Annotated in this window: 10 protein-coding genes; 6 read left to right on the top strand and 4 right to left on the bottom strand. The window is 41.1% G+C overall.

The features are described 5' to 3' along the window. The first annotated feature begins 22 nt into the window (after positions 1-22). Both NJ959_RS17495 and NJ959_RS17490 read left to right on the top strand, forming a co-directional pair. Positions 23-1,309: a hypothetical protein gene (locus tag NJ959_RS17495; protein WP_254013026.1), complete on the top strand. Its 1,287-nt coding sequence runs from the start codon at positions 23-25 to the stop codon at positions 1,307-1,309. A gap of 214 nt (positions 1,310-1,523) precedes the next feature. Continuing rightward, positions 1,524-3,719 (top strand): tetratricopeptide repeat protein, encoded by a 2,196-nt coding sequence (locus NJ959_RS17490; RefSeq protein ID WP_254013025.1) that lies wholly within the window; start codon positions 1,524-1,526, stop codon positions 3,717-3,719. Positions 3,720-3,813: 94 nt separating this feature from the next. Here NJ959_RS17490 and NJ959_RS17485 read toward each other — a convergent pair whose 3' ends face one another. From NJ959_RS17485 to NJ959_RS17475, 3 genes are all read right to left on the bottom strand, one after another. Continuing rightward, on the bottom strand, positions 3,814-4,110 hold the full coding sequence (locus tag NJ959_RS17485; protein ID WP_254013024.1) for a hypothetical protein: 297 nt from the start codon (positions 4,108-4,110) through the stop codon (positions 3,814-3,816). Between the two features lie 135 nt (positions 4,111-4,245). Further along, positions 4,246-5,136, bottom strand: coding sequence for a M48 family metallopeptidase (locus tag NJ959_RS17480; RefSeq protein WP_254013023.1), 891 nt, complete (start codon positions 5,134-5,136; stop codon positions 4,246-4,248). An 80-nt stretch (positions 5,137-5,216) separates the two neighbouring features. Continuing rightward, a complete protein-coding gene (locus NJ959_RS17475; protein WP_254013022.1) occupies positions 5,217-5,573 on the bottom strand; it encodes a hypothetical protein in 357 nt (118 codons plus the stop codon). 255 nt (positions 5,574-5,828) lie between these two features. On the opposite strand from NJ959_RS17475, the gene mazG reads away from it, so the two are divergent. Then, the gene (gene mazG, locus NJ959_RS17470; protein ID WP_254013021.1) at positions 5,829-6,665 is read left to right on the top strand and encodes a nucleoside triphosphate pyrophosphohydrolase; all 837 of its coding nucleotides are present in this window, start codon (positions 5,829-5,831) and stop codon (positions 6,663-6,665) included. Between the two features lie 52 nt (positions 6,666-6,717). Beyond that, the gene (locus NJ959_RS17465) at positions 6,718-7,383 is read left to right on the top strand and encodes a hypothetical protein (protein WP_254013020.1); all 666 of its coding nucleotides are present in this window, start codon (positions 6,718-6,720) and stop codon (positions 7,381-7,383) included. Between the two features lie 16 nt (positions 7,384-7,399). Here NJ959_RS17465 and NJ959_RS17460 read toward each other — a convergent pair whose 3' ends face one another. Next, positions 7,400-9,208 (bottom strand): N-acetylmuramoyl-L-alanine amidase, encoded by a 1,809-nt coding sequence (locus tag NJ959_RS17460; protein ID WP_254013019.1) that lies wholly within the window; start codon positions 9,206-9,208, stop codon positions 7,400-7,402. Between the two features lie 566 nt (positions 9,209-9,774). On the opposite strand from NJ959_RS17460, the gene pyrG reads away from it, so the two are divergent. Both pyrG and NJ959_RS17450 read left to right on the top strand, forming a co-directional pair. Then, on the top strand, positions 9,775-11,439 hold the full coding sequence (gene pyrG / locus NJ959_RS17455) for a CTP synthase (protein ID WP_254013018.1): 1,665 nt from the start codon (positions 9,775-9,777) through the stop codon (positions 11,437-11,439). Between the two features lie 224 nt (positions 11,440-11,663). After that, positions 11,664-12,028 (top strand): hypothetical protein (locus NJ959_RS17450; RefSeq protein WP_254013017.1); only part of this gene is annotated, 365 nt, incomplete at its 3' end.

Genomic DNA, 12,028 nt, shown 5'->3' with positions numbered 1-12,028 from the left:
CCCTAGCCCCTAGCCCCTTTCTATGATTACAAAACCAATTCAACTCATCTACCCTACTATTGATTTATTTCTCTACGATATTAGAGAAGGATTTCAATATACAGCCGAAATCAATAACAATCGCCGCCAGTTTTGGCATAAAATAGATCCGAATATTGACGAAACTAAATTAGCCGAATTAGCCAAATTAGAAAATCCAGAAGCCGATTATGTCCCCTTACTAGCAAAACCCTTTGAATCTCCCTTAGATGGGTACTACTACGCCTTACAATTTGGTGACATGTACTCTCTCCAACTGGCTTGCTCCGGTGAATATCAAGATGCCGATAGTCAAAAAAGAAACGATGGCAATCAAGCTATTGATAATTTAAAAAAGATAGAGCAAGCTATTATTAATAAATTAAATCATAGCGATGAATACACAGAAACAGCAGCTATAAAACAAGGTACAATTGGACAGACATGGCTGGTTTCTGTTCAGATTGCTGATAGTAATCAAGATCCCAAACAACTAGCCAAAGAATTTTACGAAAAATTGACACCCAATTCTAGTTGGAAACCAGAATTTAAGGAGCAGGGACGGTTTTTAGGGGCAAGATTATTTCAATATTGGCACTCGCCAACAAACTGGAATCAAGAGTGGGCAGAATTCAGTAAGGAGAATTATCATATTGTCTTTTGCCTCTTCCCAGCCGGGAAGGATATTACTGAAATTAGACAAAAAGTTGAAGATATTTATTTGGATTTAACTCGCCTATTCTCCTACCGTCATAAGATTATCTGGGGATACTGGCATAGTCGCAAATTGAACAATAAACTCAAACAGCAGTCTGGTGAAATTAGGAGTTTGATTGATAAAGTGAGGGATTACTCTCGCCAGGTTCGATCGCAAGAACTAAATTTGCAGGAATTGCAAGTTACTTTAACCCAGTCTTTCCCTACCTTCTCGGATTATGCTGTTCATTTAAACGAACTAGAATCTCTATCATATACAATTAAATTAAATTTAGATAACTATAAGAGTAAGCTGCAAAAAATTGAGCGAGATACCAATAGCTATCTGAAACTATTTGCTGATTTTAGCGATTTTGCTGGTGAAAAATATCTGCAACAAGTGGAAACTGATTGCACTAGGTTTCGCCCAGGATTGACTTTGCTAGAAAATTTAATTAGAACAATTGGTAGTGTCAGCGAAATTGAACAAACTAAGAGTAATCGCACTCTCAATACTACTTTAACAGCCACAGCAATCGGATTTACTTTGATTGTGTTGGTTGTTGGTTGTTGGTTGTTGGTTGTTGGTTGTTAGTTATTGGTTGTTGGTTATAGTTGTTAGATATTAGTTGTTATTATTTTAAATAACAAGAAACAAATATAGCAACTTGAAATAATTTCTGATATTTATCTAATCCAGAAACATTGTAGTGTAAGCATTATGACGGCGCTATCTATTAAAACCTATTTAGGCTCTCTATAACAAACAACAAATAACAAACAACAAATAACAAATAACAAATAACAAGATGAATTTACCAGAAACATCGGATATCAATACTTATTTAGCTAGCGAATGGGTGAAGCAGGGAGTAGAATACTTGAGGCTGGGGGAATTAGAATCTGCGATCGCAGCTTTTGACAAAGCTACCCAATCCCACCCTAATGATTCTGAGGCTTGGTTTAATCGGGGTAACGCTTTGTTTCGTCTGGGGCACTATCAGGAAGCACTCTCCAACTATGATAAAGCATTTCAATTACAACCCGATAATCCCGATATTTGGTTTAATCGCGGTAATACTCTGTTTAAATTAGCACGATATCAGGATGCGATCGCATCTTTCGATCGTACTCTGGAATTAGATCCCGATTTCCATCCCGCGTGGGGGAATCGTGCTAGTACTTTATATAATTTAGGACATTTGCCGGAAACTATAGCAAGTTGCCAGAGGGCGATAAAGTGCAAGAATGATTATCCGGAAGCGTGGTATATTCAGGGTTTAGCTTTGATGAGTTTGGCACAGGAGCGAGATGCGATTGATTCTTTCAATCAAGCTCTAGTATTTAAACCAGATTATTTTGATGTCTGGAAACATCGCGGTTGGGTGTTGTTTAAATTAGGTGATTACTCAGAGGCACTAACTAGCTGCGATCGTGCTATCTTATTCCACCCTCATGATAGCGAAGCCTGGTTCCATCGGGGCAATGCTTTGTATAAATTAGGACAACTTGAGGCGGCGCTGACTAGTTACGATACTGCTATTGAGATTAAGCCTGATTACCCGGAAGCATGGAATAATCACGGTTTAGTCCTGTTTCATTTAGGGCGGTATGAGGATGCTTTTTTAAGTTGCGATCGCGCTATCGAGCTTAAACCAGATTATCATGATGCTTGGTTTAATCGCGCTAATGCTTTATTTAATATCGGTTATCTGGAAGACGCGATCGCAAGTTACGATCGTACTTTACAATTAAAATCAGACTATGCTCCGGCTTGGGGTAATCGTGGCAGTGCCTTATATAATTTGGGAAGATACTCAGAGGCTATTGCTAGTTGCGAGAATGCGACTAAATATAAGCCTAACTACTGCGATGCCTGGTATATTCAGGGCATGGCTTTGATGAATTTAGCTCTTTCGGAGGAAGCTATTGTTTGTTTGGAACAGGCGACGAGGTTTAAACTAGATTATGTGCTAGCTTGGTATCATCGGGGGAATTTATTATTCGATTTGGGTAGATTAGAGCCAGCCCTTGCTAGTTGTCAGGAAGCTACTAAGTTTAAACCAGATTATGGTGAAGCTTGGTATCTCCAAGGTACGATATTAGGAGATTTATCACGTCCGGAAGAGGCAATTCTTTGTTTCGATAAAGCTATCGAATTAAATCCAGACAATCCAGAGGTTTGGAAGAGTCGCGGGAGTACCCTCTGTCAGTTAGAAAGAATTGCCGAAGCCATAACTAGTTTTGATAGAGCTACGGGCTTAAAGCCAGACTATTACCAATCTTGGTATAATAAAGGATTGGTACAAGTACGTGTGGGACAATTAGAAGATGCGATCGCAAGTTTCGATCGGGCATTAGCCATTCAACCTGAATTATATCAAGCTTGGGGCAATCGCGGGAGTGCTTTATTCGATTTGGGTAGATTAGAAGATGCGATCGCAAGTTTCGATCGGGCATTAGCTATTCAACCTCAATTATACCAGCTTTGGAATAATCGGGGTATTGCTTTGGATAATATGGGAAGACATGAAGAGGCGATTGCCTCTTTTGATAAAGGATTGGATATTCAACCCGATGATAACGAGGCGTGGAATAATCGAGGAATTGCTTTAGAGAATTTAGACAGACACGAAGACGCAATCGCAAGTTTTGATAAAGGATTGGAAGTTAATCCAGAGGATTGGGCTGCCTGGAATAATCGCGGGATGATTTTAGATACCTTGGGGAGATATGAAGAGGCTATTACTAATTTCGATGAAGCTCTAACCCTTAAAATAGATTACCCTGAAGCATGGCATAATCGGGGGATATCTTTATCTAATTGGGGGCATTATGAAGAAGCAATATTGAGTTTTCACGAAGCTTTAGAATTACAACCTGATGATGGGGAGATTTGGCATAATCGGGGGATAGCTTTAGAGAATTTAGGCCTAGAGGAGGAAGCAATCGCCAGTTTTGAGAAGGCAAGGGAATTGAAGGGGAGGTTAGAGGTTAGAGGTTAGAGGTTAGAGGTTAGAGGTTAGAGGTTAGAGGGAATAACAGTAATATATAGCACTCACCAGGGCGGTTAGGAGATCCGAAAACGCCAGAAGTCATTCACAGCAAGCATTTCAGTTTTGAATTTTGACTTTTGCTATAGCTTCCCCAGTCTCCATCCCCTATTTTTGTCATGTTTTCATAACAAATTAGCTTCAAAAGCACGGAAAACCCCAAAAGAAAGTACTTAACATAAATTAATAAATGAAAAAAGGCTGAAAGTGCCTTAACTTCGTCAAGTTTATTAAGATTAATTCTCAATAATTGACGAGATTGCGTCGTTTCAGCGATCGTGGTACAATAATCCAAAGGAGGGCTAATAACCTTTTCTAAATTAGTCGCACTATTGTAAATCACTTAACTATTTTATAGTCTCTTTTAAATCGTATTTAGCAGAATAACTGGGATATCGCTTCATCTTATCGCGAGGTGAGGGCGGGTTTTGTAATAATATTATCTTTGGGACTAATGAATTTTTCCCTAAACTCACCCCTACAATGACTGTAAAAAATCCCACTCCTCCGTCTCCGTGGTTGTGGATGATTCTGAATTTGCCTCTGGTTGAATTAAATTATAGTAATCTCCAGTATCAACCCATTTTAATAACTCGGATGTCCTCATTACAGCCCAAGACTGTCTGGATTCCATAAAACTCAACATTTTAGTAAATTTATCCATATTATCTAAATTATTATCACCAAACTCCTTAACTTGAGCAAGAAAATCTTCGATAGTCGCCTCAGTTAGATATTCCTCTGGTAAACCAGCCAGTTTCATTAACGCAGTAGTTGCCACATTAATATCCTGACATGCCAACAAACCTGCCCTATCTGAGGTAAATTTTGCCATCATTAGCCAATTCCAAAATGCCAATTCCACCCCACTAGCAGCCAATCCACCCAAACCCATCGTGGCACTGTTAATTATTTGTTTCAAACTTGGCATGACAATCGCTATTTGGTGATAAACTAAGTGTTTACTCTTAATGTGAGCAACTTCATGTCCCAGAAGATACAGCAACTCATCACGATTCAGCCATTCCATCCCCTCCAGATTAATACTAACCATGGGTTTATCTGCCCCAATCGTGTAGCTTTGAATAAAACCAGTGCCTCGAAATAGATATAATTCCGGCATTGGATTAACATCAATAATTTGGCAAGTTTCCACAAATGCCTCATATAGTTTATGAAAATTACGGGATGTGACTCTTATTTCACTGCCAAGGCATTGCAGTCTAAGTAATCTATCGATACCATACTCATTAATTTTCCTCATCAGTAACGAGACACCGGGCATTTTTTCCAAAGAAGCTAATGCCGCGCGATCGAAAGGATGTTCGTAGACTTCTGCACTCAATCCTGTTAATATCTTCCTGGTCATAAGTTTTGATATTGCTTAAATCTATAATAATCCTAATTTATCTTCCGTAGACCAGGCATCTTGCCTGGTTACGGGGTACTTTACAGGGCAACTTGAGCCTGTGTAATTCGCTCTGCCCATAAGTGATTCTCATTAAGAGTGAAGACAATCTTTTTGAAGGATTCATCCCTTAGTTCTAAAACTAAATAATCCCGATCTCCCGTAACATACCAGAATTCTTTACCTGTGGAAGTATAATAAGTGCCAGCTTTGATAACTCCCGGTAAAAATGTACCAGGGGCGCGAATTTCCCGCCAACTGCTGTGGGGTTCATCTGTAGTTACATTTTCGATATGGGCGAGAGGAATATCAATAGTTTTATCTAAGGTAAATGCCCAGAGTTGTTCGTGCCATTCTAGATCGATTCGCAGTTTATTATCGATGATACTAAGATTCATGTTTATCCTTGTCAAAAATAGTAAAGATTAGTTGATTATCTTACTATACCTCAATATAGGGGTGTCCCTGGGATGGAATAATTTTTTTTTTACGCCAAGGTACGCAAAGTTAATCGCAAAGGTGCGCAAAGGATGTACAGTGGGGAATGTCGAGAATCGGATAGGTGGATCGAGATTATAGGTTAGATAATGGGGAGGGGCTACCCTAAGTTGAATTATATCTGTATAATTGATAGTTTATAATTTCTAGTTGATATGTCTACTGGTTCTGAAAAAGCCGCCGAAACCTCTGTATTAGAAGGATTGCAAGAGTTAATTGAGGTTGTGGCAAAATTGCGATCGCCTGATGGGGGCTGCCCTTGGGATTTAGCCCAAACACCCGAAACCCTGATTCCATATATCATTGAGGAAGCCTACGAGGTGGTGGATGCTATTCGTAGTGGGGATAAAAATGCGATCGCAGAAGAGTTAGGCGATTTACTATTACAAGTGGTACTTCAATCTCAAATAGCGGCGGAAGTAGGTGACTTTACTCTAAAAGAAGTAGCACAAGGAATTTCTCAGAAACTTATTCGCCGTCATCCTCATGTATTTGGGGCAGTAGAAGTTAAAGATATGGCGGAAATTAAGCAAAATTGGGAGGAAATTAAAGCAGCAGAAAAGGGAGAAACAACCACTGATTCTCAGTTACTCAGTCGGAAGCTCCAAAGTTATACTCGGAAATCTCCCCCGATAATAGCCGGAATGCGGATATCGGAAAAAGCAGCAGAAGCGGGCTTTGAATGGGAAGATATTAATGGAGTTTGGGCTAAGTTTCATGAAGAGTTAGCCGAATTTGAAGAAGCAATTGAGGCAGAAGATAAAATTCAGCAGGAGGCGGAATTAGGAGATCTACTTTTTACGTTAATTAATATTGCTAGATGGTACAAGCTCAACCCCGCCGAAGCCTTATCTGGTACTAATCAGCGGGTAATTAATCGCCTTGCTCAGATAGAAGCGATCGCAAATCGTCCCCTTTCAGAGTACACTCTTGAGGAATTGGATCGACTTTGGGAAGAAGCCAAAGCTCTATTGAAAATGGCTCATGGCTAATGGTTACTCCCTACTCCCTATTCCCTACTCCCTACTCCCTACTCTCTAACCTATGTTTAAACGAATTTGGCAATGGCTAAAAAACTTATTTCGGAAGATATTTAGCCCGAAACCAGAAGAATCACCAACAATTACTAATATGGCTCCACTCAAACCTCTCGAAGATGCCGATTATGAATTCTTTTTCCGCCAACTTTTAGAAGGAGTAAGCCATGGTTGGCAACCACCGAGAGTTGTCAAGTTTTTTGATGGGATGAAAGATAGAGTTAGTAATGCCCAATGGGTGGGATGGTTACATCGGTTTGGCGAGAAAGTATCAGCATCACGGGCGCAAAATCTGGAATTGGGCAGGCGAATGGTACAGTTAGGCGAAATGACACAATCCATCCCCTCAATTCAAGATATTGGCGAAGCCGCCTATCAAATTGGACAACAAGTATTGACTAGGGATCGTTCTGGGATAGTATGGGAATATGAAGGACCAGATACCAAGCAGAGAAAGCTAACACCCCCTTCTCAAGAAACGGAATTATCCAGTGAGGATATACCGGAAGAAGAAGTAATTACTATAGAAGAATTATTTTCCAGATTACAGGATAGTCCCGATTTAGTCAAGCTAATTGCCCAGCAATTTGGTATTGAAACAAACGATCCCCAGGTGATTATTGATGCCGTGGTGAAGCAATTGGATTTGGCAGAAAAATCTTCTGAAGGATAGGGAGTGGGGAGTTATGCTAAATTAGTCTAGTAGCAAACCATTCACTGACACCATCTGCGATCGCACTTGCCAATTTCTGTTGTTGTTGCTGATTAGTAACCCACTCAAATTCCTCCGGATTAATCATAAATCCCAATTCTAATAATACTGATGGTGCGGTGTGAGGACGAGTTAGTGCTAAATTATTCCAAAATACTCCGTAGGAAGGACGATCTAATTTTTCCACCAGATAATTATGTAAAAACATCGCTAAACTATGAGATTGGGCATGATACCAAAACATACCAATTCCCTTAGTATTAATTGCGTCACCGCTATCAGGGAGAGAGTTGTAGTGAATGGAAAGTGCGATCGCAGGTTTGATCTCATTAATCATTTTAACCCGATCGCCGAGAGATACATCCTTATCTTCTTCCCTCGTCATATATACAGTAGCACCCTTCGCTATTAGCTGTTTTTGAACTAGCTTAGATACAGCCAAATTTACATCTTTTTCCAGATATCCATTTGGCCCACTTGCTCCTGATTCTGCACCACCATGCCCAGGATCTAATAATATTGTAATCCCTGATAACGGTTTTAAATCAGCAGGATTAGAGCTATTCCTTGAGGAAATTTCCCCATTCCCCACTCCCAATTCCCCATTCCCCAATTTAGGTGGATGACGTAAGGATAAAATTAAACTAGTTCCTTCATATCTGAGAGTATAACCCCACTGCTGCTCAAACTTAAGATTAAACCTATATTCTACTCTATCTGGTGCAATTTGTTGCCAATCCAAACGTTTAATTAGTGGATTATCATCCAAACGGATTGTATCAGTTTGGGCGGTAGTATTATAGAGAGTTAGAGTAAAAGTGCCATCGCCTTGTTGTACGCTAACAGGGACAGGATTTTGCAAAGGAAAAATTACTTCAGTCGCCCCTTCCACCTGACGACTACTCACGCTGCGAATTATCGAAGTCGGAGGTACTGGAGTAGGGATAATTCGTACTTCAGATTCTTTAATCCAAGCACCATAATCCAGGCGTACCCACTCACCTTCTCTGCCAGTAACAGTTGCCTTTGTCCCTTTTGGTAAGGGTGTCATGCGAGAATAATCTGTACTCGATCCGGTTCGAGCTACACCTGCCTCAACAATTACTTCAGCCACTTCTAATTTAACTGGATTGAGAATTGAAATAGTGCCTGATGCAGGTTGAATAACTATTTTATCATTCATAGTCATTATGTATTCCGGTTGTCCCAAGTTACCAGGTAATTCTGCCCTCGCACAGCCTTGATATTGACCAATAACAGACTGAGAATTAGGCTGGTTTTGGGCAGTCAGTGCCGCAGAATTTGGGGGTAAATCCACTGTTTGGGATTGAGGAAGTAAGGGGATATTTATATCGGCAAGCTTAAGGGAAACATTAGCATTTGGAGGAGCAATTGCACTAAAACAAATCACTTCCCCTGGTAATCTCGCCATATCCACAGTTGGTGTCAGGGAATCTTTACCAAAGGCGAACCCAACTGGTACTTTAGGTTTAGTATCAATGCGAGTAACTTTTATATTAATCTGTTGATTATGATAGCGGAGGGTAAATTCATTTACCCCTAATTGTAAAGGAAAAGAAGGGGCAAAATGTCCGGAGTTACTCCTAGCGATCGCATTGCCATTTACCAATACCTCCCCATCTGGCGACGCTGTACCAACTAAGAAGATTCTGTCAGCCATTGTTTGATGATTAACTGGGGGATAGGCAACGAAAAGAGGTTGTTCAGCGACAACAGGTGAGGCGAGAGCCAAGCTTAACATAACCAATCCTAAAATATTCTTCATTAGTTGTTAGTTGTTAGTTGTTAGTTGTTAGTTGTTAGTTGTTAGTTGTTAGGAAGAACAGGCATCTTGCCTGTTACTCTTATCCTGAATTCTCAACTCATTCCTCTGAATTCTCAACTCATTCCTCAAAAATCATTCCTCAAACAGTCCATCGGGGTCATTTATTAATAATAAAGATTATAGCAGCCACTCGCCCATAGACTCATTCCTCAAAACTCTGATAGCAGTCGCCCGTATTAGGACATCCGAAACCCCCAAAACCGATTCATAGCAAGCATTTCAATCCGTGACTTTTGAATGGATGACTTTTGCTATATTTCCCCATTCCCCATAACTGGGGTGAGGGGTTAAACCCTCCATGACACTAAGGGAGAGAGGAGATTACTATTTCGATCAATATAACAGCAGGCTGTGGGATTAGACTTCTGGTGAAAAGATTCTCTTTCGGCAGGCGAGACACCTGCCCTAGGTGAATTTTTAAAAATGTCTATTGAAAAGACTAACTTGAGAAGTCTGTGGCACAATTGACGAGGTGGATCTGGCAAAATCTGAGTAATTAAAAATATATGGCTAAGTTTGTCTTTGTAACTGGCGGTGTCGTCTCCAGTATCGGTAAAGGAATTGTCGCTGCTAGCTTAGGACGTTTGCTAAAATCGCGAGACTATTCCGTCTCGATACTCAAGCTAGACCCTTATATTAACGTCGATCCGGGGACAATGAGTCCTTTCCAACACGGGGAAGTGTTTGTTACCGCAGATGGTGCGGAAACGGATTTAGACTTGGGACATTATGAGCGTTTTACCGATACCCTAATGTCCCGCCTCAATAGCGTCACCACGGGTTCAATTTATCAGTCAGTGATTAATAAAGAGCGTCGCGGTGACTATATGGGAGGTACAGTACAGGTAATTCCCCATATTACCAATGAAATTAAAGAACGTATCCACCGAGTAGCCCAGCATACCAATCCAGATGTGGTAATTACAGAAGTGGGCGGAACAGTAGGCGATATTGAATCTCTACCATTTTTAGAGGCAATTCGTCAATTCCGCAAGGACGTAGGACGGAATAATGTAATTTATATGCACGTCACCCTGCTACCCTGGATTCCTTCCGCAGGAGAGATGAAAACTAAGCCAACTCAGCATTCAGTCAAAGAATTGCGATCGCTAGGCATTCAACCAGATATTCTAGTCTGTCGGTGCGATCGTCCGCTCCAATCTGGTCTCAAAGATAAAATATCAGGATTCTGTGACATTCCCGTCGAGTCGGTAATTACTTCTCCAGATGCTAGCAGCATCTATGAAGTACCGCTGCTTCTGGAAAAAGATGGACTAGCAGAAAGAGTCCTAGAATTATTAAAACTGCCACAAAGGGAACATGATTTGACTCAGTGGCAAACCCTGGTGGAACGGATGTATCGCCCAAAGCGCCGCCTTGATATTGCCCTCGTTGGTAAATATATCCGGTTAAATGATGCCTATCTATCTGTAGTAGAAGCCCTACGCCATGCTGCCATATCAATGGGTAGCGACTTAAACCTACGCTGGGTAAGTTCCGAAGATATTGAAGTAGATGGTGCGGAACACTTCCTTAGTGGTGTTGACGGTATTGTAGTTCCCGGTGGTTTCGGTATCCGAGGTGTGGATGGCAAGATTACCGCGATTGAATACGCCCGTACCAAAAAAATCCCTTTCCTAGGGTTATGTTTAGGAATGCAGTGTTGTGTGGTGGAATGGGCACAGCATATTGCTATGCTAGAAAATGCTCACAGTTCCGAGTTCGATTCCAAGGCTCGCAATCAAGTTATCCATTTGTTACCAGAACAGCAAGATGTAGTGGATTTAGGTGGGACAATGCGCTTGGGGCTTTATCCTTGTCGTATCCAACCCAATACGATCGCGTCTTCACTCTACAAAGAAGAGGTAATATACGAACGTCATCGCCATCGGTATGAATTTAACAATTCCTATCGCAGTCTATTCTTAGATACGGGATATGTAATTAGTGGCACATCTCCCGATGGTCGCTTAGTGGAAATTATAGAACTACCCGGTCACCCTTTCTTCCTTGCTACCCAATTCCACCCAGAGTTTAGCTCTCGCCCTAGTAAGCCTCACCCCTTATTCCAGGGATTTGTCCAAGCGTCTCTTCAGCAAAGGGAAAGTGAATCGCCAATTGCTCATAATAACTTGGTTTCCAAGCACCATGTTCCAGTGGAGGTAAACTGATTGCACAGCGTGAATAATTAGCACTCCCTGGAGTATTACATATAGTCATGGTGCGTTAGCTCTCGGGTAACGCACCCTACAGATAGAGGGTTTCTCCGAGAAACCCGGTTTCTTGGTGTTTTATCGCTAATGGCTAAGGTGACAGGGAATAGTGAACAGAAACGTGATATCATATCTTAGGACTTACCACTCAAAATTTCTAACCTCTTGAGTGAGAATGGTTTGTGGCATACTGGATTAAAATTAATTACGATAGAAGCAATTACATCATCGATCTAGACCGGATCAGCGCTTTCGCTGCCGCACCCCATGGAAAGATAACATTCTGGTTGCCAAACAGTGTCCATCAGATTATTATCAATCAACAGAGCGACCCGGAGGGTTATCAGGAAGTGCTGGATTACGTCAACCAGGTTTCAGCTAACTCCCTGTCAGGAGCATGGATTCGTCTTAGTTACGAACGGAATGAGTATGTCATCGATCTCAACCGGATTAGTAGTTTTAGTCACTCTCCTAGTGGGAAGCTAACCTTTTGGTTGCCTGATAGTTCTATCCCTATTATGATCAACGAGCAAAAAGACTCCGATAC

The sequence above is a fragment of the Limnofasciculus baicalensis BBK-W-15 genome, assembly GCF_024178385.1.
In the GTDB taxonomy this organism is placed as follows: domain Bacteria; phylum Cyanobacteriota; class Cyanobacteriia; order Cyanobacteriales; family Coleofasciculaceae; genus Limnofasciculus; species Limnofasciculus baicalensis.
This window is presented reverse-complemented; position numbering and strand designations above follow the sequence as displayed.